The organism is Bacteroides caecimuris (assembly GCF_001688725.2).
Lineage (GTDB): Bacteria > Bacteroidota > Bacteroidia > Bacteroidales > Bacteroidaceae > Bacteroides > Bacteroides caecimuris.
In genome coordinates, this window is the sequence record NZ_CP015401.2 from 2,023,225 (window position 1) to 2,047,829 (window position 24,605).

The following is a 24,605-nucleotide window of genomic DNA, read 5'->3' on the forward strand; positions in this document are numbered from 1 at the left end:
CGGGCTCAGTTGTAATTCTTGGGGGATTAATATTTGTAACTTCCATTTATGCATATACCTTTGCTAGCCTAAAAAGGAAGAATCTCATATCCACGACTCCTCTAAATGATGCCCTAAATGCTTTGATTTTAGCATTGAATGCTTCTGCAGCTGCATTTGTACTCCTGTTCACAAAGAAGTTTAAAATCCTTTCGTAATGGTTCTCAATAGAGTTTGCTACTGTTGTGAATGTATCGTATCCATATTCTTCAATCTTATTATACCATAGTGCCAGCTTTGCTCTTGCTACATCCTTGTCATAGTTTGTGGAAAATATCTTTCCCAACTCCAATGAGTAGTAATATACGTGCTTAATATCTTCAAACTGCTTGAAAAGTAATTCTGCCCTGATTTTCTGACTCTTGGTCCATTTATCAGGTGATTTAAATAATAAATATCTGCTTCTGGCCAATAATTGCCTGAGTGTATCTCCGTTTTCGAGTTCTTCCGCTTTATATACTTCCCCCTTCTCTTTTGCCGCTTTCATGGCTTTATTCTCCTCTTTTATCACTTGCCATCTATATGTAATGCGCAACTCTTGTACAGCTTCATATACAAGTTTTTGTACATGAAACCTATCAATCACCTGCATGGCACGTGGAAAGCACGTTTTCGCAATCTTTTGCATGCTCCCTGCCATATCCAGTGTGATTTCTTTGACTTGATTCCGCAGCTCCTGTGGCATCTTTGTAAGTACCGCAATGATATCATCGGTTTTAGTGCCCTGAATTACAGCTATAATAGAACCTTTCCTGCCTCGCTTATCTCTATTTATTAAGATGGTATAAAGATCTCCCTTGCTTAAAGCCGTCTCGTCAATACATAGGTGATAACCCATATTCTTTGGATAAAGGATATACTCTTGGGCATGTGCTCTCTGATCCCAATTCTGGAAGTCACTCAGGTGGTCCTTATATTGGCTTTGAAGCTGTTTGCCATCCATGCAGTAATGCTCGGCTACACTTTGGCAGCTAACAGCGTGATTATCCAAGTAATTCTTTTAAAAAAGCACCGAACTCAGCGGTTATGCGAGTACCGGTGGCTACCAAACTCCAGTCACGACTATACGTCTGCCCGGTGGATGGATCTTCCCAGCGACGACGCTTGATACGTAAATAAACGGCTTTACCACGGATAGGGAAGTCCTGAACTTCAATCTCAGGGAGGAAACCTTTTGAGTGAAGATGGAGATCAGAGTACTCGGAAGGAATAGTCGCTTTCTCCTCTAAATAAAGAATAAAGCAAGTATCCTGAGATACATGATTGACTAGGGTGAAGTAATCAAGGATTCCTGAAGGCAAGAACAAGCTTAAAGAAGCAACAGGATCAATCGTTTGGGAAGAGGATGTTTTCATGATGCAAAAATAAGAATTTTAACGCAATCCCCCAAATTTTCAGACTGAGCCCCGAAAACCCTGTGGGTGATTAATCGTAAACGATGAGTTATAATACTGGTACCCAATCAAGCGGTTGTCTGACATACTTAATTTAATAATGCCTTAAAAGAATCTGTATTCTTACATTGCAATATTGGAATTTTTTCAAAATATTATGCCCACAGGGTTTTCGGACTGATCCGATAAAAGTATCTTGCACACCGTCTGCTGTGATTACTTAGTTGTTCCTTCCTGTTGACGGTAATTCCCATTTGTTTCAAGCACTTGAAACAAAGTGTTCATAGGCTTGAAACAAGGTGTTTACTTACTTGGAACAAAGTGTTTCATTACTTTGAACAAGTAATTTGATGCCTTGATTCTATAAATGGCTGCATAGTTTTCGGGAATTATCAGGAACTTTTTGAAAAAGACAAAGGAGGTGTGTCGTAATGCACGATACACCTTCTTTTTTATTCATTACTATACAACTCGGTTCATTTTCTTTAAGCTGCGATATTTTGAGGATTTCTTTGATTTATGTGTTCGCAACATCTAAATATAGCTACTGTAAACTCATAAAACCGTCTAATCAGCCAATCCATACCTTCTTTAGCCATTTTTGCACACATCTTTTTTATATTGAAGGCAACGGCAAAGAAGGCAAAGTCCATGAAGACCTTATCCTTTCCAAAATGGCGGAAACGTTTGTAATTCATATTGTTTTTCATTTGTCCGAACACGGCTTCCGGTTCTATGCATCTTTGTCCTCTGTGTTTCAGTCCTTCCTTGGAACATAGCAACTCTTTAGCTTTCTGCCTGTATTTTCTGAGCCTGTGATTCAGTTCTATCGTCCTGTTTCCTTTTGCTTTAAAACATCGGCATCTTAGCGGACAGCCTTCACATCTGACGGCTCTGTATCTGGCATTCTCGCTGACATATCCGGATGCGGTTTTCACATGTCCGGTCCCTATTCTTTGCATCTTCTGTCCCATGGGGCAAATGCAAAAGTCATGTTCTTCATTGTAGTAGAAGTTTTCCGCCTTGAACGGGTCCGGTTTGAACCTCGACCGCTGTTCCATGTGGAAGTAGTTGTACTTGACGTAGGCTTCCATACCGTTTTCTGACATGAAGCGGTAATTCTCCTCAGAACCGTAGCCGGAATCGGCCACCACCGTATGGGCCAACCTGTCATATCTGCCTGAGAAGGATTGCAGGAAAGGTATCATGGTCAGTGTATCCGTAGGGTTCGGGAAGAGTGCAAAATCGGTAATGAACTGGTTCTCGGTGCCGATCTGGAGGTTGTAACCGGGCTTTGTCTGGCCGTTACGCATGGCATCCTCCTTCATTCTCATGAAAGTAGCGTCCTTGTCCGTTTTGGAATAGGAGTTCCTGTCCTGCAGCGTGTCCAGATGGTTGGCGTATTCCTGCAGCTTGTCCCTGTGCTCCTCCAGTTCCTTCAGCTGTTTGCGTTTCTTTTTCAACGCAGTCTTTTCCTCTTTCGTGGAGGGTTCAGGAACCTGTTCAAGGGCTTGACGCAATTCTCCCGCCATTTCAGTCAGCATGGCCGGAGTGAATTCTATTTCCTCATTGCTTTCCGATGAGTTCTCCTGGGCGATGACATCGTCTGTCTGTTCCAACAGGACATGTATCTTCTTCATCAGACGTTCACGGTTCCGCTCAACCGTTTTTCGCCAGACGAAAGTATACTTGTTGGCTTTGGACTCAATCTTGGTCCCGTCAATATATTCCACATTCAGGCTGATGAAGCCTTTGGAAGAGAGAAGGAGTACGGTTTGGGTAAATACTTCGTTGATTTCCTTCTTCACCCGGTTGCGGAAACGGTTGATGGTAATGAAATCCGGTTTCTCATATCCGGCAAGCCAGATATAATGGATGTCACGGTGAAGGAGCTTCTCAATTTTCCGGCAGGAATAGACGTTGTTCATATAGGCATATAGAATGACCTTGAGCATCATCCTGGGATGGTAAGGGCTGCGGCCGCATTCCTTATACAACTTCCTGAAACTTTCAAGATTCAGGCTATCAACCAGAGCGTTAACCATGCGCACCGGATCATTCTCTGCAATATCCTCGTCAATTCTTTGAGGAAAAAGAACTGTTTGGTTGGGATTGTAAGGACGAAAATGTATCTTTGTCATAGTATAAATTGTATGCTTAAAGATACAAATTCTTTAGGTAATAACAAAGCCCCAGCTTGTGAAAGTAGGGGCTTTGTGCATAAAAAAAGAAGGTGCGCATTTTGACACACCTTCATTTATTTTAAACACTTCGATGTTTATTATAAACTAGTCAAGAATCCATCTTTTTTCAGCATTTAATATTTAATTCATTCAGAACCTTGCGTATTGCCTCAAATGTAGTAATACGAGTAGGAACCAGCGGCAAACGAAGTTTATTTTCAATCATTCCCATCGCATTTAACATTGATTTTACACCTGCCGGATTTCCATCAACAAATAACAGGTTAAATAATTCTGTAAATCGATGGTGAATAGTCAATGCATTGGCAAAGTCTCCTTGAAGCGCCAAACGTGTCATGCGACTAAATTCACGAGGAAAAGCATTACCAATTACCGAAATCACGCCAACAGCTCCCAATGTTATGAGAGGAAAGGTAATGCCATCATCTCCAGAGATTACATTAAAGTTTTCCGGTTTATTTTTAATAATATCATCCATTTGCGTGATATTGCCGGATGCTTCTTTAATAGCAATTACGTTATTGAAATCACGGGCAATCCGCAACGTAGTTTCAGCAGTCATATTTACTCCCGTACGCCCTGGGACATTATACAATACAATGGGGAGCTCCGTAGCTTCCGCAATCGCTTTATAATGCTGATAAATACCTTCTTGAGAAGGTTTATTATAATATGGCACCACAGACAGTATAGCATCAACCCCTGTAAAATCATCGTTTTTCAATGTTTCTACAATAGCACGAGTATTATTACCACCTACACCCAACAGAATAGGAATTCTTCCGTTAACGCGGTCAATTACCATCTTTTTTATAGTTTTCTTTTCTTCCTCGGTCAGAGTCGGTGTTTCAGCTGTAGTTCCCAGCACACACAAGAAATCCGCATTATTCTGCAATAGATAGTCCACCATACGCATCAACGCGTCATAGTCAACGCTCTCATCCTCTTTGAAAGGAGTAATCAGTGCTACCCCCATTCCTTTCAATTTAGTCTGTATCATGAGTTTTAATTATAATCTCTAATTTATTTAGCCGCAAAAGTACGAATATTTTTCTTATCTTACGATATAAGTTTCAGAAATTCGTCTTCGCTTAATATGGTTATTCCAAGTTTTTTTGCTTTTTCGAGCTTTGCAGGTCCCATATTATCTCCAGCCAGGATAAAACTCGTTTTTGCGGAAATGCTTCCAACATTTTTCCCTCCGTTTTTCTCGATAAGTTCCTTATATTCGTCACGTGAGTGATGGATAAACACACCGCTAATAACAATTGACTGTCCTGCCAACTTATCAGTGTATCCACTCAAATCTTCCTCTGTTCGATAAAGTTGTAGACCAGCTTCCTTTAGCCTGTTAACCAACTCACGATTAGATTCGTTAGCAAAATAAGCAAGTATACTTTGAGCAATTTTCTCTCCGATTTCATCGATACTTACCAATCTTTCAAGATCTGCCTGCTGTAAATCATCGATATTCTCAAATGACTTCGCTATCTTTTTGGCCACAGTCTCGCCAACAAAGCGGATTCCTAAAGCAAAGATTACACGCTCGAAAGGAACTGTTTTACTTTGCGCAATTCCCCTTACGATATTCTCTGCCGATTTTTCACCCATACGATCCAAACCTTTGATATCACCAGCTGTAAGTTTATACAAGTCGGCCGTATTTTCAATTAATCCCAAACGATAGAACATATCCACCGTTTCCGGCCCTAATCCATCAATATTCATAGCCTTTCGACTAATAAAATGCTCTATTTTGCCTTTGATTTGAGGAGGACAAGCTGTTTCATTCGGACAATAATGAGCAGCTTCTCCTTCATATCTGACTAATTTACTGCCACATTCGGGACAATTAACGATGAACCGAACCTTCTCACCAAGCATAAAACTACGCGCATCTTTATCTACTCCTGTAATCTTAGGAATAATTTCACCGCCTTTTTCCACATAAACCATGTCTCCAATGTGTAAATCAAGCCCCTCAATAATATCCGCATTATGCAAGGACGCACGTTTTACAACCGTTCCTGAAAGTTGCACAGAATCCAGATTGGCTACCGGTGTGACAGCTCCGGTCCTTCCCACCTGATAAGTCACCTTATTCAAACGGGTCAACGCACGTTCTGCCTGGAATTTATAAGCAATAGCCCATCGAGGAGATTTAGCCGTAAAGCCCAAATTCTTCTGTTGCCTCAAACTGTTCACCTTTAAAACAATCCCATCTGTGGCAACCGGCAGATTTTTACGCTCTACATCCCAATAATTGATAAATTCAAAAACCTCCTCTAATGTTTGGCACTTACGTGTCAAATCGGAGATTTTAAAGCCCCATTTTGCCGCTTCCTGAAGATTTTCATAATGCCCGTCACAAGGCAGGTTATCACCCAGCAAATAATACAAATAAGCATCCAGTTTGCGGGAAGCCACAATAGAAGAATTCTGCAACTTCAATGTGCCGGAAGCCGCATTTCTCGGATTGGCAAAAAGTGGCTCTTCACGCGCTTCCTTCTCTCGATTCAGTTCTTCAAACACTTCCCATGGCATAAGAATTTCTCCACGTATCTCAAAAGAGGCAGGATAATTATCACCATGCAATACAAGCGGAATAGAACGGATCGTTTTCACATTATCCGTCACATCATCCCCCTTTTCTCCATCACCACGGGTGACGGCACGAACTAACTTCCCATTTTCATAAGTCAGCGAAATAGAAGTACCGTCATATTTCATTTCACAACAAATCTCGAAATCCTCATTCAATGCCTTCCGGACACGATCGTAGAAGTCCGTCACTTCCGCTTCCGAATATGTATTTGCCAGTGACAACATAGGATATTTATGAGCCACTTGCGTGAAATTCTTGTTTAAATCGCTACCTACACGCATCGTAGGCGAATTTTCATCTTTATATTCCGGATGTGCCTGTTCCAAATCCTGAAGTTCACGCATCTTGTCGTCAAACTCTTTATCCGAGATTTCAGGAGCATTCAACACATAATAATTATAATTATGCCGGTGAAGTTCGGCACGCAATTCCTCTATTTTTTCCTTTATATCCATATTTCTTCGATTGTTTAAGGCAAAAATACATGTTTATCTTTGAATATTTGTACTTTTGCGAAAAATTAAAAGATTATGCGTATTGATATTATAACAGTTTTACCCGAAATGATTGAAGGTTTCTTCAATTGTTCTATCATGAAACGAGCTCAAGACAAAGGACTTGCAGAAATACATATTCACAATCTGCGTGATTATACCGAAGATAAATATCGCCGTGTCGATGATTATCCCTTTGGAGGGTTTGCCGGAATGGTTATGAAAATAGAACCCATTGAGCGTTGCATCAATGCTCTGAAAGCAGAACGCGACTACGATGAAGTTATTTTCACGACCCCCGACGGAGAACAGTTCAACCAGCCGATGGCCAACAGCCTCTCGTTGGCACAGAATCTCATTATTCTTTGCGGGCATTTCAAAGGTATCGATTATCGCATCCGCGAACACCTGATTACTAAAGAAATCAGCATTGGAGATTACGTATTAACGGGAGGAGAATTGGCAGCAGCGGTGATGGCGGACGCCATCGTACGTATCATCCCCGGAGTCATTTCTGATGAACAGTCCGCACTTTCCGATTCTTTCCAGGATAATTTGCTGGCAGCACCTGTATATACACGACCTGCGGATTATAAAGGATGGAAAGTTCCCGATATTCTCCTATCCGGCCATGAAGCAAAAATCAAAGAATGGGAACTGCAACAATCCCTGGAACGTACCAGAAAACTTCGTCCCGACTTATTGGGAGAATAAAATAAAGTGTAAATAAAAACGACGGTGAAGAATATGTAAATCCTCACCGTCGTTTTTATTTTACCTTCAGTTTATAAAAATCTTGCTGATAGCTAATCGTTAAACACTGACTTATTTTTCATCCGCTATTTCCAGCCTGCTTATTCTTCCTTTACCCAAAAGACAAATAGCATTTTTCTCGCAGACTTAGCGCGAATGGTTATTGTATGTTTTCAATTACACCTCAAGCGCACCAATAATTTCCTTTACAGACTTACATCCATGTCTTTCCAAGTAATTATTTATACCATCCTCCACTTTAATAGTGACAGCAGGATCTATGAAATTTGCCGTACCAATCTGGATAGCCGTCGCACCTGCAAGCATGAATTCGACAGCATCTCTCCAGTCCATAATACCCCCTAAACCAATGACAGGAATATTTACCGCCTTAGCAACTTGCCACACCATACGCAATGCGATAGGTTTTACGGCCGCTCCCGACATTCCTCCTGTTATCGTTGATAAAATAGGGCGTTTACGTTCCGCATCAATCGCCATACCCAGCAATGTATTGATTAATGACACGCTATCTGCACCACTTTCTTCTGCTGCACGAGCTATTTCGGTGATATCCGTAACGTTTGGGGAGAGTTTTACGATAAGTGTCTTTTTGTAAGCAGAACGCACTGCTTTCACTACTTCTGATGCCCCTTTTGCTGACACACCAAAAGCCATACCTCCTTGCTTCACATTGGGGCAAGAGATGTTTAGTTCTATAGCAGGAATTTTGTCAAGTTCATTAATGATTTCAGCCGTTTTCACATAATCCTCGATAGCAGACCCCGAAACGTTTACAATCATATTCGTTTGAATGTCTTTTATACGGGGATATATATGCTCTACAAAGTAGTGAACACCCTTATTTTGCAGTCCTACAGCGTTTAACATCCCAGAAGGAGTCTCTGCCATACGCGGATAAGGATTCCCTTCACGTTTGTGAAGAGTCGTTCCTTTTACAATAATACCACCTATTCGCGTTATATCAATGAAATCAGAGAACTCTTCACCATATCCAAATGTACCGGATGCCGTCATTACCGGATTCTTCATTTGTAATTCACCAATGTTTACACTCAAATCTGCCATAGTAGTTTATTTATATTAAAAACAGGACCTTCTTTACATACACACAAGTGACCTTCTGTCGTATTTTCCACACAGCACAAGCATGCTCCGATACCACAAGCCATTGTATTTTCCAAAGAAACTTCACATTCTATCTGATTACTTTTGGCATATTTTGCCACAGCCACCATCATTGGTTTAGGACCACAAGTGTAAATCTGCTCAAATCGTACCTTATTTAATATAGAATGTTGAGTTACGTATCCTTTTTCGCCATGGCTACCATCTTCCGTAGTAGTATACACCTCTCCATATTTGGCAAACTCTTCCAGTTGCAACAAATCTTTGTCGCTACGGGCACCTAACAAGAACGTAGGTTTGTGGCCTTTTTTAGCCAATTGTTCACCTAAATACAACATGGGAGCTGTTCCGACACCTCCACCAACTAATAAAAGCTTATCAGAAGCCTCTTGCGGCATTGTGTATGCATTTCCCAGCGGAAGCACCACATTAATTGTATCACCGGAATTAGCCTCTGCCAGACGTCTTGTTCCATCACCAACCAGCTGGATCAGAAACCAAACCTCATTTCGCTGTTTATCTACAAAATTAATAGAAATAGGACGACGCAAGAATGTAGTAGGCGAACCGTCCACTCGGATTTCTGCAAACTGCCCAGGTAACATTTCGGGCAGTAATGACTGAGACGTCAATTTTAGCAATACATAGTTTGCATTCAATCTGATATTCTCGGTCACTGTCAGATCTAAAATAAATTTCTTCATGTATGGATATAAAAGTATAAATTCGTATTCCGGGTGCAAAGATACAGGAAATTGCTCAAACCACCGATTTTACTCTTTATTTTTCAGGTCTAAACGTCTCATAGGTATTATCATCAAAAAATATTCTTATTTCCGTGATTTTCCTAGCAGGCTTTTCTATATACCTAATCTCTTGTTTTACAATCTCTTTAGGGGCATTTTCCGCGTTTCTTAATGGCATTTCCTTGCGATTTTCTGAAATAGCCGGCTCTTTGGACGAATTTATGAGATTCTCGTCGAATAAAGAAGGCAGATAATCGCTATTAGAAGAAGAAAAAGATGTCTCTTCTTGAGATGCCATCATTTCACCCTTTCCATAAAGCAACCATTCAAGATTTACATAGTCATACTTTTGATGGAGCTTCATTACAACTTCTAAACTGGGTTTATTCCGATCATTTAAAATATGAGAGAGAGTAGATTGTTGTACTCCGATTGTTTCAGCAAAAACTCTAGGAGGAACTTTTTCTCTCTCCATTATTATTCTGATTCTGTCTTTTATTTCCATACTACCTTCTTTTTAGTACAATTGTATGTATTATGCACCTGATTCACAAAAATACGTATTACATCATTGATAATACAAAGGTAAATATTTAAATTCACAAAAGCAAATCACAAATATAAAAATACCGATATCACAAAAGTATACAATGTTATACAATTCGAATATCACGTTTGTAACTCAAATAAAAACAGTAAATACAGACATATATCTTTAATTAAACAATTGTACATAAATTACAGATTTATAGACATATAATAAAGTTGGCTATAAACAAAGATACGGTTATTCACAAATATATACGCTACATAGGCGAGGCTTTTATAGTATAAATTGATAAGATAATGTATACCATACTGTTTTTCAATCAAATAAACGGGAAAATATTATTTATTAATAGTCATACAACTACATTTGTATATGTAATATTAGTATTGTAATTACATAAATATATCATTGTGAATATCTATTATTTTCCACATGTGTATTATATTCACATTAATACTTTATACATCGGTAACACATCAAATATACAAAAGTAAATATCGATAGTTGCAAAAGCAATAAAAGGAAGGAATCAATCCATACTTTACCAATGTATATTACTATTTTTATCTAATCATCCTTTACAATTTTCTCTAAAAAGCAAATCCTTGCGATATTTCTGTACGAATCTCCAGATATTTATTTTTTTTCGATTCTAGAAGGCTTATTTTTCGCATAAATAAATGATATACAATAAATTGAGTCCAATAAAGTGAATCTATATTTCTATTAAACTAGAAAAAAATCATGCTGTAACAATCCAATATAGTCTGAACTATCAAAATGACATTAATGGGCAACTTTAGAAAAAGAGAAAATCTCCATTCTCACTATAAAATAGTAGCATCAAAATCTTAAACGCTTTTTTGATAAAACTCAAGGATCAGTAAACTTTTCTCGTTAAGAAATTCAAGCTTTAGATTTAATGAAAATGTATTTTCTGAAGATAGGGCAATATAAAATTAAAAAAACAATTTGTGCGATTAACCCCAAACAGCAACTCTATAAAACGATGAAATAACTAAATTTATTTGTAAAAATAGAAAAATAGTCACAGAAAATAGTGAGGGGCTTTTTGTGATAAGTATAATTTCGGGAATATAAAAAAGACATATACTCCCCATTTCTATCTATGGTAAAAGTATATGTCTGATGATATATGTAATTCTTAATTCGACTTAATGCAAAATTTTAAACACCAGCTCGCGAAGAATATCCCCATCTGTCATAGAACTGTTTTGGACTCCTTTAGATTTTGCATCAGCATATCGTATTTCTCCAACAATTTGCATCGTCTTTACTCCACTATATTTTCGCATTGCCGCCATATAATCCCGAGCCTGCCACGGAGTTCTTAATCCTAGCATGTTTGCAATTCCCTGCTCTGATTTATCCGGTGCATAATAAGCCAACATCAAGTTGGAGTAAAAGCTAAATAATAGAGACAACGTCATTTGGATCGGATTAGTTTTCGGATTTTCTTCAAAATATTTTATTATTTTGTTCGCTTTCAATATATCCTTTTCCACTAAAGCACTGCGCAATTCAAAGTTATTATAGTCTTTGCTTATGCCGATATTCTTTTCTATCTGTTCAGGAGTAACACGCTTCTGTCCGGCAGGCAAAGTGATAATCAACTTTTCAAGTTCTCCAGTCAAACGACTTAAATCCGAGCCTACAAAATCAGCAAGCATAGAAGTTGCCTTCGGCTCCATATCAACTCCTTTTCGTTTCATATATGAAGCAATAAAACCAGGAAGTTGCGCATCTTTGATTTTTTTAGACTCAAACAATACACCTGTTTTTTCCACCTCGGCAGCCAACTTCTTTCTACGATCTAAAGTTCCATGCTTATGGCATACCACTAAGATAGTAGAAAGCAAAGGCTTTTGAAGATAATATGACAACTCCTCCATATTGCGCACGGCCTGCGCTTCCTTAACTACTACTACTTGATGTTCTGACATCATGGGATAACGCTTTGCGGCATTTATAATCGTTGCTACATCCACGTCAGCACCATACACAACAGTCAGGTTGAATTCTTTTTCCGTTTCACTCAACACATTATCCGTTATGTAATCTGCAATCAAGTCGATATAATACGACTCTTCTCCCATCAAGTAATAGATAGGGCGATACTGCTTTGCTCTCAATTCTTTGAGGATGTCATCACAGGTCAATTCTTGTTTTGCCATATATATTTTTTCAGAAAGACCGGATTACCAGTCGAATTTCAAGTGTTTAACAGTTTTCTTTTCATCAATAATCATACGCAGAGAAGCAATGCCAATTTCAACATGCTCTTCTACGTAATTCTTGGTAACCAGATTATCGCTTTTATCCGTTTTCACTCCATCGGGAGTCATTGGCTGATCGGATACCAATAATAATGCACCGGTAGGAATATGATTGGCAAAGCCACAACTAAACAGAGTTGCAGTTTCCATATCGACTGCCATAGCCCGTGTCTTTGTCAGATATTCTTTGAACGCATCATCATGTTCCCAAATACGACGGTTAGTGGTATATACAGTACCGGTCCAATAGTCGCGGCCTTTGTCACGAATGGATGAAGAAACGGCACGCTGCAACATAAATGCGGGCAACGCAGGAACTTCGGGAGGAAAATAATCATTGGAAGTTCCCTCCCCACGGATAGCCGCAATAGGAAGAATCAAGTCACCAAGCTGGTTTTTCTTGTCGATACCACCACATTTTCCAAGGAATAAACATGCTTTGGGGCGGATAGCACCCAGCAAGTCCATGATAATAGCAGCGTTGGGACTTCCCATACCGAAGTTAATCATTGTGATACCTTCGGCAGAAGCAGAAATCATATTTGCGTCCCTTCCTAAAATAGGAACATTAAACTGATTTGCGAAAATCTCGACGTACTTGTTGAAGTTAGTCAACAGAATATACTCTCCAAAATCCTCCAGGTTACGTTTTGTGTAACGCGGCAGCCAATTAGCTACGATTTCTTCTTTTGTTTTCATAATTATCTATTAAATTTGTGCTCCCAATAATGGGAGCCATTATTTAACTTACAAAAATAATAAATGTTATCGTTAAACCTACCAGCATTCGACACTAAAATAAATGTACGAAACGGAAAAAATGTAATTTTCGACGTTATTCGTAAACGATATGTCGCCCTTACCCCTGAAGAATGGGTACGGCAACACTTTGTTCACTTTCTTATTGCACACAAAGGATATCCGACTACCCTTCTTGCCAATGAAGTAATGGTGAAGTTGAACGGTACTACCAAACGATGCGATACAGTACTTTACCGGAGGGATTTATCAGCCCGGATGATTGTAGAATATAAAGCACCACACATTGAAATAACGCAAGCTGTTTTCGATCAGATCACCCGATATAATATGGTACTGAAAGTAGATTACCTGATTGTCAGCAACGGAATGCAACATTATTGCTGCCGTATGGATTATGAACATCAGAGTTATACGTTCCTACAGGATATTCCTGATTACCATTCTTTATAAAATAATCCGTTGTATTCATCCTCAAAAACAGCCATACCGACAAGAATAAAATAGTATCACTATCCCAACTACCCGTACAATAGGCACTTACTAATACCAAAAAGCCCTGCATTGCTGCAGGGCTTACTTTATATCTCCAAATAGTAACTTTACTACTACTTGACTGTTTACTTAACTACTTTTCTTATTCGGCAGTTTTTCTTCTAATAGCTCTTTTAGTAGTAGCTGCCGGAGCTTCTTCCACCTTGTGTTCGATTTGTACACCAGCTAATTCCGGGTCAATCATAATACGTCCGCAATATTCGCAAACGATTACTTTCTTACGAGAACGGATATCCAGCTGTCTCTGGGGCGGAATCTTATTAAAGCAACCACCACATGCGTCACGTTGCACATACACAATGCCCAATCCGTTACGAGAGTTCTTACGGATACGTTTGAAAGACTGCAACAGACGTGGTTCAATCTTAGTTTCCAAGTCTTTAGCTTTGTCTCTCAATTTCTCTTCTTCCTGTTTGGTTTCAGAGATAATTTCATCCAGTTCACTCTTTTTCTGCTCCAGATCTTTCACTCTTTCGTTAAGAATCTGATCGTTCTTTGTCACTTCAGCTTCTTTTCCTTCTTTATCAGCAGAGTATTCTTTGATTCTCTTTTCACAAAGTTCGATTTCCAATGTTTGGAATTCAATTTCTTTCGTCAAGAAGTCATATTCACGGTTGTTGCGAACATTATCTTGTTGTGACTTATATTTTTCTACTGAAGCCCTTGCTGCTTCAATTTCTACTCTCTTGCCGGCAATAGCAGATTTCAGTTCATCCACTTCAGCTTTGATCTTGTCGATACGGGTACTCAAACCAGCAATTTCATCTTCAAGGTCTTGCACTTCCAACGGAAGTTCACCTCTCAATGTCTTGATTTCATCAATCTTAGACAACATTGTTTGCAGTTGGAACAGTGTTTTCAGTTTCTGTTCTACCGTCAACTCATTCGGATCTTTTTTTGCTTCTCTAGCCATTTTACTTATAAATATTTTATGGGATTCGTATTTATTTTACTCAATTGGAGTGCAAAATTAGGAAATAAATCCCGGATTATGGAATAAAAAATTTCTTTTGTATATTGTTCGCTTTCGTAATGACCTATCTCTGCCATCAGAATATCTTCTTCATGACCGAAATAATCATGATATTTAATCTCGCCAGTAATAAAAACATCCGCTCCCGACCGGATTGCCTGTGGAAGCAAAAATGCACCTGCACCGCCACACAATGCTACTTTCTGTATCTCTCTTCCCATCAGCTTGTTGTGACGCAGCCCCCCTACTTCGAATGTCTTCTTGATACGCTTCAAAAATTCAATTTCTGTTTCCGATTCATCCAATTCACCGACAATTCCCGACCCCGCCTGCGACCAGTCGTTCAATAACGGATAAATGTCGAATGCCGGTTCCTCATAAGGATGAGCAGCCAATAATGCCTTGATGGTTTCCGCCTTCTTAAAGGCAGGAAGAATCGTTTCAATCCTCACCTCCTCTTCGTGGTGCAGCTCTCCGATTGTTCCACAAAAAGGATGCGTTCCCTCTTTTGCACGGAAAGTTCCCTCTCCTCTCAGATTGTAACTGCATGAATCATAGTTGCCTATATTTCCGCATCCGGCGGCAAACAATGCTTGGCGTACCACATCAGCTTGTGCGTAAGGGACAAAAGTCACCAACTTAACCAAGTTGCTCTCTTTCGGCTCAAGCACTTTCAAATTTTTCAATCCGATTTTTTCGGCTATTTTATAATTGACTCCACCTTGTGCATTATCCAGATTAGTATGCGCTGAATAGATTACAATATCATTCTTTATTGCTTTCAATATACAGCGTTCCACATAATCCTTGCCTGTAATGGATTTATATCCTTTAAAAATTAGCGGATGATGAGATATAATGAGATTGTAACCCAACGCGATTGCTTCATCCAGCACTGCTTCAGTAACGTCAAGACACAACAAAGCCCCTGTTGCTTCCGCTTCTGTCAATCCGATTTGCAGGCCGGCATTATCAAATCCGTCTTGCAATGGCAGAGGCGCGAATCGTTCAAGGGCGCTTACTATTTCCTTAATTTTCATTATTGGTAGAAAATTTGGTTGCAAAGATAAGAAAATAAAAGGGAACAACTGCTCATTGCCCCGCTTTTTTTAGTAATTTTGTTGCATATACTATAATAATTGAATACGATGAAAACAATTCTATCCTATTTTCTATTAGTTATTTTGACTGTTTCCTGTCAATTGAAGCCAAATGGGAACTCTGAAAAGTCTGTTACCAAAGATATGAGTAATGGTGATACAGAAGAATGTATTGCAGATACAGTAAAAGCTACCGCTATCTTCTGGATAGATAAGGCAGAGACAAAACACTGCAAAGAATGGGGTTTCCGTACAATTAAAGCTAAAGTTTTCATTTATGAAAACGGAAAGGTTGCCTTAAAAGCTTTCGTCAAAAAGCAATCACCAGACGCAGAGAAGTATATACGCCACCATCTCTCTAAATTTCAAGTCTCAGAAAAAATGTTTAAAAACGGATATGTGCAACCGGGAGAACAGTTTGTTCAACTTCGTTGCTTATATGAAAAACTCAAAGGGAAATAAGGAGCTGATTTGTTTCATATAGGAGAACTATTTGTTTCAAGGAATGAAACTAAATGTTTCATGCTTTGAAACTGTAGTTCCATCTGCGTGAAACATTAGTTTCATACCGTTGAAACTTTAGTTTCCATTGCTTGAAACTAAAATTTTAAATAACGTCAGTTCTATATAAGCTTATACTATTCCGATGGAGGTGTGTCGTAATGCACGATACACCTTCTTTTTTATTCATTACTATACAACTCGGTTCATTTTCTTTAAGCTGCGATATTTTGAGGATTTCTTTGATTTATGTGTTCGCAACATCTAAATATAGCTACTGTAAACTCATAAAACCGTCTAATCAGCCAATCCATACCTTCTTTAGCCATTTTTGCACACATCTTTTTTATATTGAAGGCAACGGCAAAGAAGGCAAAGTCCATGAAGACCTTATCCTTTCCAAAATGGCGGAAACGTTTGTAATTCATATTGTTTTTCATTTGTCCGAACACGGCTTCCGGTTCTATGCATCTCTGTCCTCTGTGTTTCAGTCCTTCCTTGGAACATAGCAACTCTTTAGCTTTCTGCCTGTATTTTCTGAGCCTGTGATTCAGTTCTATCGTCCTGTTTCCTTTTGCTTTAAAACATCGGCATCTTAGCGGACAGCCTTCACATCTGACGGCTCTGTATCTGGCATTCTCGCTGACATATCCGGATGCGGTTTTCACATGTCCGGTCCCTATTCTTTGCATCTTCTGTCCCATGGGGCAAATGCAAAAGTCATGTTCTTCATTGTAGTAGAAGTTTTCCGCCTTGAACGGGTCCGGTTTGAACCTCGACCGCTGTTCCATGTGGAAGTAGTTGTACTTGACGTAGGCTTCCATACCGTTTTCTGACATGAAGCGGTAATTCTCCTCAGAACCGTAGCCGGAATCGGCCACCACCGTATGGGCCAACCTGTCATATCTGCCTGAGAAGGATTGCAGGAAAGGTATCATGGTCAGTGTATCCGTAGGGTTCGGGAAGAGTGCAAAATCGGTAATGAACTGGTTCTCGGTGCCGATCTGGAGGTTGTAACCGGGCTTTGTCTGGCCGTTACGCATGGCATCCTCCTTCATTCTCATGAAAGTAGCGTCCTTGTCCGTTTTGGAATAGGAGTTCCTGTCCTGCAGCGTGTCCAGATGGTTGTCGTATTCCTGCAGCGTGTCCCTGTGCTCCTCCAGTTCCTTCAGCTGTTTGCGTTTCTTTTTCAACGCAGTCTTTTCCTCTTTCGTGGAGGGTTCAGGAACCTGTTCAAGGGCTTGACGCAATTCTCCCGCCATTTCAGTCAGCATGGCCGGAGTGAATTCTATTTCCTCATTGCTTTCCGATGAGTTCTCCTGGGCGATGACATCGTCTGTCTGTTCCAACAGGACATGTATCTTCTTCATCAGGCGTTCACGGTTCCGCTCAACCGTTTTTCGCCAGACGAAAGTATACTTGTTGGCTTTGGACTCAATCTTGGTCCCGTCAATATATTCCACATTCAGGCTGATGAAGCCTTTGGAAGAGAGAAGGAGTACGGTTTGGGTAAATACTTCGTTGATTTCCTTCTTCACCCGGTTGCGGAAACGGTTGATGGTAATGAAATCCGGTTTCTCATATCCGGCAAGCCAGATATAATGGATGTCACGGTGAAGGAGCTTTTCAATTTTCCGGCAGGAATAGACGTTGTTCATATAGGCATATAGAATGACCTTGAGCATCATCCTGGGATGGTAAGGGCTGCGGCCGCATTCCTTATACAACTTCCTGAAACTTTCAAGATTCAGGCTATCAACCAGAGCGTTAACCATGCGCACCGGATCATTCTCTGCAATATCCTCGTCAATTCTTTGAGGAAAAAGAACTGTTTGGTTGGGATTGTAAGGACGAAAATGTATCTTTGTCATAGTATAAATTGTATGCTTAAAGATACAAATTCTTTAGGTAATAACAAAGCCCCAGCTTGTGAAAGTAGGGGCTTTGTGCATAAAAAAAGAAGGTGCGCATTTTGACACACCTTCAACCATGCGGACAAAATTATATCGAACTTACGTTAAATAAAGGAAACAACTTGGAACTTGCTTCTTGTGACAGCAACATTTGCCATCACACTACCGTCACACCGTGCTGTCACACTCTAACCTCGCGCTAATCAGCCCTTTAAGCACCAAAATGTGACAGATGACAGCAAGTTTTATTTCTTATACATATAGAGAGAGGTTTTATTCTTAAGGGCATAACGTTCATCAACTACTCTATCCGTAGGGAAAAAAGTAAAAATCAATCGCCACTCTCCTTCCCGGTAGATGAATTTACGACCGTTCGCACCTCGAAGAATTGCCTTATGCTTTTCCTGCAAAAAGGTTTCAATACCTTGGGGCATCCCACTACCCATTGCTGCAAATTCCACTGTAACAAAGAAATGCGGTATGGATATTTCGGCGACTTTCTGAAATATATGGTCGGTTATTGTCATTTCTTAGTTTCTTTCGATACTTCCAGAAGCTTCCCATATGCATCAAATGACTTTCGCGAAGCCAATGAAATGGTTATCATCAACGACAGCATAGATGCAGCGAATGTGATTACCATTATCATCATCTGATATTTAATGGCAACGTTCGGAGTACTTCCGCCTAGAATCTGTCCAATCATTGTCCCCGGGAAAGCTACCAATCCCATTACCGCAATATTCGCAATCAACGGGCTGAATGATTTAATAATCGCCTGCCGGATAAACGGAGCCTGCGCTTCCTGTCTGGTAGCCCCGTTGCCCAATAAATATCTATATAATTGTTGTTCACGTTTCAATCCGCTATAATAAGTATTCAAGGCGATAACATTGCTCGAAAGCATATTCCCCATCAAAATACCGAATATCGGAATAAAGTATTGAGCACTGAAAATATTATCCAATTGAAGAACGATACCTATGAAATACAACCCTACCAACACGACACTGCACAGAAACCCAACTGAAACCGGAATCAGCAAAATACTGCGTTTCAACTGGGTACGTACCAATGCGGTTTGTCCGGCTACGAATATCATAATAATCACCCAAAGGAAATTAATCCAGGGATTATTCCATAAAAAAAGATATTTCAAGTACATGCCGATGAAGAACAGTTGGATAATCATCCGTATTGTACCGATCACGGCAGGTTTCAGTAATCCTGTCTTGAATTTCCATAAATAAAAGAACGGAATGGCAAGCAGAAGCAAGCCTATGGCTAAGTTATAATATGATATGTCAATCGTTCCCACGGTATATATTCTTACTGTTTTATTCGATTTGGATTATAGTTCTATTACATAATGACACCCCGATGCAAAGTCCTTGTCGTGAGACACAGCAAGTACAGCCGCTCCTTTTTCCGCCTGTCGCCGGAAAAAAGAAAGCACTTTATCGGTTGTTCCGGAATCCAAGGCAGAAGTCGGTTCATCTATGATAATGAGAGGTTTATCAAGCATCGCAGCCACTGCAAGCATAATACGTTGCCGTTGTCCGCCCGAAACTTCATTCACTCTCTTTGTATATAATTCGTGATCCAATCCTAATTCGTCAAAGCAAGCGAAAAGCCTTTCTTCCGAAAAAGGAACCGAGCGGTTCACTTTCAACTCGAACGGCAGGGCGACCATTTCTTTCACCCATTCAAATGGTAACGCTAACTCTTGCGGAATCCATGCAATCTGACGCCGGACACTATCAATAGTGGATCTATCAAGAAATATTTCCCCCACTCGAATAGTCCCTTCTTTCAATGGGACGAATCCCATCACTGCATTCAGCAACGATGTTTTTCCGCAACCAGATTGTCCTACGATACAGGTTGTTTCTCCCCGTTCCAGTTTCAGGTTAAAACCGGAGAAAAGCACTTCTGTCCCAAAGGTTATGCAGGCGTTATTGATATGTAACATTTATTTGTTCTCTTGAAATTCTCGCCAAAAGTACACAAAAAACAAGATTTTTCGGATATTGATGGGAAACAAAAGCGGGAGGTTTTGTATAAATTCGACAGAACGACATGTTTTGTCGTCATGGCTCATTATCTTTGCCGGTAGAAATCCAAAAGAAAGCAGACTATGGGAAAGAAATTGGAAGGCATACAACGAATGCTGGTTATTATCAACAAATTGAAAGAAAGGCAACGTTATGTTCCGCGTGAAGAGCTGGAGGAATATGTGCGGCTTCGCATGGAAGAGCGTGACGCGACGCCTGTTGATATTCGGACCATACAACGTGATTTTAAAAATATAGAAGATTTGTTCGGCATTTGCATCCGCTTTGACAAAAAATGGAGCGGCTATTATATCAATGAAGAGGACAGTCTGATTAACGAGCAATACGAACGCCTGTTGCTGAACTTCGATTTACTGAATGCTTTGGATAAGACATCCAATCTGCATACTTATGTCCTTGCCGAACATCACCGTCCGTCTGACACCGAATGCCTTCCGGCATTGATAAAGGCCATCAAATTCTCTCATCCGGTAGCATTCGATTATATATATGTACGCGAAGAAGGCAGAATGCGCAAAAAGAAAGTTCTTCCCCATTATCTGAAAGAAGACCAGCAACGCTGGTATCTCCTCGCCTACGATAATAACATGCTGAAAACATTCAACGTAGACTGTATCCGTAACCTCCGGATTTATTATGAAGAAACCTTCAAGAGAGATATGGATATTGATGCAAACGACTTATTTAAGGACAGTTATGGTATCTGGAACCAGCCGGATATTCCCATAGAAGATATTGAATTGAGTTACAGTGCACTAGATGGCAGATTCTTAAAATCTGTTCCTCTACACCATTCGCAGAAAATCATTGCAGACAACGAAACAGAATTCCGGATTACATTGCGCCTCCGTATTACCAATGATTTTGTCATGGCATTACTCGCACGTAGTAGCTCGCTTACGGTAATCAAGCCGCTACATCTTCGGGAACGTATCCGAAAAGTATATGAGGAAGCATTGCAGAGGAATACATAAAAATAGAACTTCAATTTCCTAAATATGAAAATAAAAAAGATATTCAGAACCGTAGGTATCTCGGCCCTTGTTGTTGTCTTTAGCTATTTTGTTTATCAAGACCAGCTGGCACAGAAAGAGTTAATGAGAAGTCTTGACAGGAATGCTTCATCCATTCATCCTGATTCCGACAATTGTTCATACACCTCTTCTTCACCGAGCAACGAAGACGAACTTCTTCTGAAAACAGAAAAGAAGGAAAATGGCTCCAACACTTATTACCCGGAAGATAATTTCAACGAACGTTTGGATGATTTTCTTGCCGATCCGGAAGATGAGATGACTTTTCCATCGGAAGTTTTCGATACACAAATAGATGAATGCGATGATGAACTGATAGAAAATGAGATTGATTATTAGCGAATAATTTATACGCTAAAAACAAAAAACAATGCCCTTGAAGTGTTATATTGCAAAAGATTGTCTATATTTGCAACGTTGTCACAAGTAGTTGTGCAACTTTACATATAATTAATAGATGAAAGTGTTTTGCTTTTATCCTTATTCGGGAAATCTGGTAAATTTCAAAAGGAACAGGGATAACAATAACACTCGTCACTTGTATTCCATTATGTGCTGTCATGTGCATATCTATACAAGTGTGGGGTATTGTTTATTTGTTCCTTAGGTTTACCAGAGCCTCCCGATAGATAAGCAGACGACTCCACACTTTCTTTTTTATAATTCGGTTATAATGGTGGAGTCTTATAACCAACTTTTTAAATCATAATATTTATGCAAAACGAATTACGCGCCAAAGGTTTCAGTGGTTTCATTACTTTTCAAGAATTGATAAAAGACAGTACCTTGATTCCTTCTCAAAAAGGAGTTTACATTGTACTGAGAGATAACATGGAAAAGCCTCATTTTGTGCCGAAAGGGACTGGAGGTTTCTTTAAGCAAAAAGACCCTAATATTGCGATTGCGGAATTAGAGAAGAAATGGGTAGATAATTCTTCCATCCTGTATATTGGAAAAGCAGGAGGAGAAAATAATCGTGCAACATTAAAATCTCGTATTGAACAATATATCAAATTTGGTCAGGGAAAACCTATTGGACACAAAGGAGGACGCTATATTTGGCAATTAGCAGATGCTTATTCCTTAATTGTTTGTTGGAAAACACTGTCCGAGGAAGAACCAAGGGAAGTGGAAAAACAAATGATTCAGGAATTCAAAGAAGAACACGAAGGGAAACGTCCATTTGCTAACTTGAAAGATTAAGAAATGGCTATAATTGACATTGTTAAATACGAACAACAAGAAGGGGTAATAGTGCACAAATTTCCTTCATGCGATTTACGTTGGGGAACACAATTAGTAGTCTATCCTGGACAAATTGCTTTCTTTGTAAAAGGAGGCAAAGTTTGTGATAAATTCACTGACGGTACATATACATTGAAAACCAAGAATATTCCTTTACTAAACAAGATAATTAATATCCCATTTGGCAATGATTCTCCTTTTCAAGCAGATGTTTGGTTTGTTAACACACTACAACGTCTTAGTTTGAAATGGGGCACTGAAACACCGATTCAACTTGAAGATCCCAAATATGAAATCATTGTTCCCGTAAGAGCCTACGGACAATATGGCTTTTGTATCAGTAATGCAGAGCTGTTTTTGTCTAGTTTTGTTGGTAATATGCCTCATTTTGATGAACAACAGTTGCAATCTTATTTCAGAGGATTGTTATTAATGAAACTAACAGATATTATTGCTAAAAAAATTATCTCCGACAAAATTCCGGTTCTAGAAATCTTAACACATTTACAAGAAATTTCCACTTATTGCGAAAATGAACTTAAACCTTATTTCGCAGACTATGGAGTTGAAATCATATTATTCAATATTATTTCAATCAATATTCCAGAAAACGATGTAAGTTTAGCTGAAATAAAAAAAGCCAAAAATCTTTCTGCAAGATTAAAGATTACAGGTAAAGAAAATTATTCATTGGAACGTTCTTTTGATGTAATGGATAAAGTTGCCGAAAATGAGAGTGGAACTGGGGCAGCATTTATAAATGCCGGTTTAGGGCTTGGTACCTCTTTGAATATAGGAAAACATATAAGTGAACAATTACTGTCAAACAGCGAAATTACTCCTCCACCAATTCCGTCCGCCATATCCTATTATCTTGTTGTAAATGGAAAGCAAGAAGGACCATATACAGAACAAGAAATTCGTAATGCATTGACTAAGGACTCCTATGTACTTAAGTTGTTAGCATGGAAAAGGGGAATGCCAGATTGGCAACCACTTAGTACATTCCAAGAGTTTGTTGATACTGATACAAAGAATTGTCCTCCCCCATTCCACAATAATAAAAATAATATATTATGAGTTTAGTAGATATAAAATGTCCCAATTGTGGTGCATCAATTCAATTAGATAACAGTAGAGAAAGTGGTTTCTGCTCTTACTGTGGATCAAAAGTACAGATTCAAGAAGCTATCAACAAAATTAAGATTGATAGGTCTGGGGATATAGAGAAATATTTATCTATAGGGTTCGCAGCTACAGAGATGGGCAATGGACAAGAAGCGTATGACTATGCCAATAAAGTATTGGAAATAGACTCTCAAAATGCAGAGGCTTGGGAATTAAAAATGTCGGGTATAGGATGTATGCCTGGTTATAATTGTCATCAAATGGTTGCAGCCGGTAATAAGGCTTTAGAACTCACAACCTCATCAGAAATAAGAAATAGAGTATATATAGCTCTTCTATCAATATGTCCATTTTATCTTCAAAATACGTATAACGAATTATTACAGGATTTACAAATACAAAAGGACTTATACGAATCTTATAGAAAGTTATATCCATCAACCGCTGCAGAACGAATGTTAAAAGAGGATTTTATTTTGATGTCTACATATGAAAATATGACTCAGATACCAACCTTACGTTTCACCGTTCCTGATGAAGAAATAGAGAAAAACGAAGAATTTGCAGAAATAACGGTAGAAATAGCCAAAGGATGGATTGCATGTGGATTGGCGTTAAATGAAAGATACAAGATTTATAATATGTATCTTTCAGATGAAGGATTGGAATATTGGAAAGATATTTTAGAAAAGATTAAACGGGGATTACCTGATAAGTATTTGACACAAGAGATTAGTTCTGATAATCTTAATTTAAACCAATTACCACCTAAATCAAATACTCCAAGAAGACGAGTAAATAATCCACCTCCTAAAAACGAAGGTTGTTACATTGCAACCGCTGTTTATGGTTCCTATGAAGCACCAGAGGTAATAATTCTTCGTCAGTTTAGAGACAACACTCTGAAAAAAACTTATTTAGGGAGATGGTTCATTAAAACGTATTATTACTTAAGCCCTCCTGTTGCAGAGAAATTGAAAAATGCAAAGTTCATCAACAAATTCATTCGTTCATTATTAAATAAATTGGTAAAACATTTAAGAAAAAAACACTAAATGATGAATTAATAAGTATAAATGGTATAAATTCTA

General features: G+C 39.0%; 24 protein-coding genes. 8 read left to right on the forward strand and 16 right to left on the reverse strand.

The window, feature by feature from the left end; all coding sequences use genetic code 11:
• Window positions 1–46: 46 nt before the first annotated feature.
• The 5 genes from A4V03_RS08655 to ligA all read right to left on the reverse strand — a co-directional run bounded on the left by A4V03_RS08655 (window position 47) and on the right by ligA (window position 6,697).
• Complete coding sequence (locus A4V03_RS08655) at window positions 47–1,030, reverse strand: ISAon1 family transposase (RefSeq protein ID WP_236588648.1); 984 nt, start codon at window positions 1,028–1,030, stop codon at window positions 47–49.
• Window positions 1,023–1,394: an ISAon1 family transposase N-terminal region protein gene (locus A4V03_RS08660; RefSeq protein WP_065537581.1), complete on the reverse strand. Its 372-nt coding sequence runs from the start codon at window positions 1,392–1,394 to the stop codon at window positions 1,023–1,025. Before A4V03_RS08660 ends, A4V03_RS08655 begins: the two co-directional genes overlap by 8 nt.
• 524 nt (window positions 1,395–1,918) lie before the next feature.
• Window positions 1,919–3,574 (reverse strand): IS1182 family transposase, encoded by a 1,656-nt coding sequence (locus A4V03_RS08665; RefSeq protein ID WP_065538581.1) that lies wholly within the window; start codon window positions 3,572–3,574, stop codon window positions 1,919–1,921.
• 169 nt (window positions 3,575–3,743) lie between these two features.
• Window positions 3,744–4,637, reverse strand: coding sequence for a 4-hydroxy-tetrahydrodipicolinate synthase (dapA, locus tag A4V03_RS08670; RefSeq protein ID WP_065538582.1), 894 nt, complete (start codon window positions 4,635–4,637; stop codon window positions 3,744–3,746).
• A gap of 59 nt (window positions 4,638–4,696) precedes the next feature.
• Entirely contained in the window at window positions 4,697–6,697 is a 2,001-nt protein-coding gene (ligA, locus tag A4V03_RS08675) for an NAD-dependent DNA ligase LigA (RefSeq protein ID WP_065538583.1), read from the reverse strand.
• A 75-nt stretch (window positions 6,698–6,772) separates the two neighbouring features.
• On the opposite strand from ligA, the gene trmD reads away from it, so the two are divergent.
• Complete coding sequence (gene trmD, locus A4V03_RS08680; RefSeq protein ID WP_004312919.1) at window positions 6,773–7,450, forward strand: tRNA (guanosine(37)-N1)-methyltransferase TrmD; 678 nt, start codon at window positions 6,773–6,775, stop codon at window positions 7,448–7,450.
• 216 nt (window positions 7,451–7,666) lie between these two features.
• On the opposite strand, the gene A4V03_RS08685 is transcribed toward trmD, so the two are convergent.
• The 5 genes from A4V03_RS08685 to A4V03_RS08705 form a co-directional block, all read right to left on the reverse strand.
• A complete protein-coding gene (locus tag A4V03_RS08685) occupies window positions 7,667–8,578 on the reverse strand; it encodes a dihydroorotate dehydrogenase (protein ID WP_065538584.1) in 912 nt (303 codons plus the stop codon).
• The gene (locus A4V03_RS08690) at window positions 8,566–9,342 is read right to left on the reverse strand and encodes a dihydroorotate dehydrogenase electron transfer subunit (protein WP_004312917.1); all 777 of its coding nucleotides are present in this window, start codon (window positions 9,340–9,342) and stop codon (window positions 8,566–8,568) included. Before A4V03_RS08690 ends, A4V03_RS08685 begins: the two co-directional genes overlap by 13 nt.
• Before the next feature lie 76 nt (window positions 9,343–9,418).
• Entirely contained in the window at window positions 9,419–9,889 is a 471-nt protein-coding gene (locus A4V03_RS08695; RefSeq protein WP_065538585.1) for a helix-turn-helix domain-containing protein, read from the reverse strand.
• A 1,220-nt stretch (window positions 9,890–11,109) separates the two neighbouring features.
• Entirely contained in the window at window positions 11,110–12,129 is a 1,020-nt protein-coding gene (gene holA, locus A4V03_RS08700; RefSeq protein WP_065538586.1) for a DNA polymerase III subunit delta, read from the reverse strand.
• A gap of 24 nt (window positions 12,130–12,153) precedes the next feature.
• Window positions 12,154–12,930, reverse strand: coding sequence for an AMP nucleosidase (locus A4V03_RS08705; RefSeq protein ID WP_065538587.1), 777 nt, complete (start codon window positions 12,928–12,930; stop codon window positions 12,154–12,156).
• Between the two features lie 63 nt (window positions 12,931–12,993).
• Here A4V03_RS08705 and A4V03_RS08710 point away from each other — a divergent pair, with 63 nt between their 5' ends.
• Window positions 12,994–13,443: a type I restriction enzyme HsdR N-terminal domain-containing protein gene (locus A4V03_RS08710; protein ID WP_065538588.1), complete on the forward strand. Its 450-nt coding sequence runs from the start codon at window positions 12,994–12,996 to the stop codon at window positions 13,441–13,443.
• Between the two features lie 184 nt (window positions 13,444–13,627).
• Here the strand turns inward: A4V03_RS08710 and A4V03_RS08715 are convergent, their stop codons facing one another.
• A complete protein-coding gene (locus tag A4V03_RS08715; protein ID WP_065538589.1) occupies window positions 13,628–14,458 on the reverse strand; it encodes a zinc ribbon domain-containing protein in 831 nt (276 codons plus the stop codon).
• A 5-nt stretch (window positions 14,459–14,463) separates the two neighbouring features.
• On the reverse strand, window positions 14,464–15,558 hold the full coding sequence (locus tag A4V03_RS08720) for a Nif3-like dinuclear metal center hexameric protein (protein ID WP_065538590.1): 1,095 nt from the start codon (window positions 15,556–15,558) through the stop codon (window positions 14,464–14,466).
• A gap of 108 nt (window positions 15,559–15,666) precedes the next feature.
• On the opposite strand from A4V03_RS08720, the gene A4V03_RS08725 reads away from it, so the two are divergent.
• On the forward strand, window positions 15,667–16,080 hold the full coding sequence (locus A4V03_RS08725; protein WP_065538591.1) for a DUF4891 domain-containing protein: 414 nt from the start codon (window positions 15,667–15,669) through the stop codon (window positions 16,078–16,080).
• A gap of 254 nt (window positions 16,081–16,334) precedes the next feature.
• Here A4V03_RS08725 and A4V03_RS08730 read toward each other — a convergent pair whose 3' ends face one another.
• From A4V03_RS08730 to A4V03_RS08745, 4 genes are all read right to left on the reverse strand, one after another.
• Window positions 16,335–17,990, reverse strand: a complete 1,656-nt coding sequence (locus tag A4V03_RS08730) for an IS1182 family transposase (protein WP_065538227.1) — start codon at window positions 17,988–17,990, stop codon at window positions 16,335–16,337.
• Between the two features lie 287 nt (window positions 17,991–18,277).
• Entirely contained in the window at window positions 18,278–18,559 is a 282-nt protein-coding gene (locus tag A4V03_RS08735; protein ID WP_065538592.1) for a hypothetical protein, read from the reverse strand.
• The gene (locus A4V03_RS08740) at window positions 18,556–19,350 is read right to left on the reverse strand and encodes an ABC transporter permease (protein ID WP_065538593.1); all 795 of its coding nucleotides are present in this window, start codon (window positions 19,348–19,350) and stop codon (window positions 18,556–18,558) included. The genes A4V03_RS08735 and A4V03_RS08740 overlap by 4 nt, the downstream gene beginning before the upstream one ends.
• A gap of 33 nt (window positions 19,351–19,383) precedes the next feature.
• Entirely contained in the window at window positions 19,384–20,004 is a 621-nt protein-coding gene (locus tag A4V03_RS08745; RefSeq protein ID WP_065538594.1) for an ABC transporter ATP-binding protein, read from the reverse strand.
• A 165-nt stretch (window positions 20,005–20,169) separates the two neighbouring features.
• On the opposite strand from A4V03_RS08745, the gene A4V03_RS08750 reads away from it, so the two are divergent.
• The 5 genes from A4V03_RS08750 (at window position 20,170) to A4V03_RS08770 (ending at window position 24,569) form a co-directional block, all read left to right on the forward strand.
• Window positions 20,170–21,081, forward strand: a complete 912-nt coding sequence (locus tag A4V03_RS08750; RefSeq protein WP_065538595.1) for a helix-turn-helix transcriptional regulator — start codon at window positions 20,170–20,172, stop codon at window positions 21,079–21,081.
• A 24-nt stretch (window positions 21,082–21,105) separates the two neighbouring features.
• Entirely contained in the window at window positions 21,106–21,480 is a 375-nt protein-coding gene (locus A4V03_RS08755) for a hypothetical protein (RefSeq protein WP_065538596.1), read from the forward strand.
• Between the two features lie 375 nt (window positions 21,481–21,855).
• Window positions 21,856–22,344, forward strand: a complete 489-nt coding sequence (locus A4V03_RS08760; protein WP_065538597.1) for a hypothetical protein — start codon at window positions 21,856–21,858, stop codon at window positions 22,342–22,344.
• 3 nt (window positions 22,345–22,347) lie between these two features.
• Complete coding sequence (locus A4V03_RS08765) at window positions 22,348–23,466, forward strand: SPFH domain-containing protein (protein ID WP_065538598.1); 1,119 nt, start codon at window positions 22,348–22,350, stop codon at window positions 23,464–23,466.
• A complete protein-coding gene (locus A4V03_RS08770; RefSeq protein WP_065538599.1) occupies window positions 23,463–24,569 on the forward strand; it encodes a TFIIB-type zinc ribbon-containing protein in 1,107 nt (368 codons plus the stop codon). Before A4V03_RS08765 ends, A4V03_RS08770 begins: the two co-directional genes overlap by 4 nt.
• The last annotated feature ends 36 nt before the right edge of the window (window positions 24,570–24,605 follow it).

Coding starts and splice junctions, on each gene's coding strand:
- A4V03_RS08660 (WP_065537581.1), bottom strand. CDS start 1,394: ATGAAAACATCCTCTTCCCAAACGATTGATCCTGTTGCTTCTTTAAGC.
- A4V03_RS08665 (WP_065538581.1), bottom strand. CDS start 3,574: ATGACAAAGATACATTTTCGTCCTTACAATCCCAACCAAACAGTTCTT.
- dapA (WP_065538582.1), bottom strand. CDS start 4,637: ATGATACAGACTAAATTGAAAGGAATGGGGGTAGCACTGATTACTCCT.
- ligA (WP_065538583.1), bottom strand. CDS start 6,697: ATGGATATAAAGGAAAAAATAGAGGAATTGCGTGCCGAACTTCACCGG.
- trmD (WP_004312919.1), top strand. CDS start 6,773: ATGCGTATTGATATTATAACAGTTTTACCCGAAATGATTGAAGGTTTC.
- A4V03_RS08685 (WP_065538584.1), bottom strand. CDS start 8,578: ATGGCAGATTTGAGTGTAAACATTGGTGAATTACAAATGAAGAATCCG.
- A4V03_RS08690 (WP_004312917.1), bottom strand. CDS start 9,342: ATGAAGAAATTTATTTTAGATCTGACAGTGACCGAGAATATCAGATTG.
- A4V03_RS08695 (WP_065538585.1), bottom strand. CDS start 9,889: ATGGAAATAAAAGACAGAATCAGAATAATAATGGAGAGAGAAAAAGTT.
- holA (WP_065538586.1), bottom strand. CDS start 12,129: ATGGCAAAACAAGAATTGACCTGTGATGACATCCTCAAAGAATTGAGA.
- A4V03_RS08705 (WP_065538587.1), bottom strand. CDS start 12,930: ATGAAAACAAAAGAAGAAATCGTAGCTAATTGGCTGCCGCGTTACACA.
- A4V03_RS08710 (WP_065538588.1), top strand. CDS start 12,994: ATGTTATCGTTAAACCTACCAGCATTCGACACTAAAATAAATGTACGA.
- A4V03_RS08715 (WP_065538589.1), bottom strand. CDS start 14,458: ATGGCTAGAGAAGCAAAAAAAGATCCGAATGAGTTGACGGTAGAACAG.
- A4V03_RS08720 (WP_065538590.1), bottom strand. CDS start 15,558: ATGAAAATTAAGGAAATAGTAAGCGCCCTTGAACGATTCGCGCCTCTG.
- A4V03_RS08725 (WP_065538591.1), top strand. CDS start 15,667: ATGAAAACAATTCTATCCTATTTTCTATTAGTTATTTTGACTGTTTCC.
- A4V03_RS08730 (WP_065538227.1), bottom strand. CDS start 17,990: ATGACAAAGATACATTTTCGTCCTTACAATCCCAACCAAACAGTTCTT.
- A4V03_RS08735 (WP_065538592.1), bottom strand. CDS start 18,559: ATGACAATAACCGACCATATATTTCAGAAAGTCGCCGAAATATCCATA.
- A4V03_RS08745 (WP_065538594.1), bottom strand. CDS start 20,004: ATGTTACATATCAATAACGCCTGCATAACCTTTGGGACAGAAGTGCTT.
- A4V03_RS08750 (WP_065538595.1), top strand. CDS start 20,170: ATGGGAAAGAAATTGGAAGGCATACAACGAATGCTGGTTATTATCAAC.
- A4V03_RS08755 (WP_065538596.1), top strand. CDS start 21,106: ATGAAAATAAAAAAGATATTCAGAACCGTAGGTATCTCGGCCCTTGTT.
- A4V03_RS08760 (WP_065538597.1), top strand. CDS start 21,856: ATGCAAAACGAATTACGCGCCAAAGGTTTCAGTGGTTTCATTACTTTT.
- A4V03_RS08765 (WP_065538598.1), top strand. CDS start 22,348: ATGGCTATAATTGACATTGTTAAATACGAACAACAAGAAGGGGTAATA.
- A4V03_RS08770 (WP_065538599.1), top strand. CDS start 23,463: ATGAGTTTAGTAGATATAAAATGTCCCAATTGTGGTGCATCAATTCAA.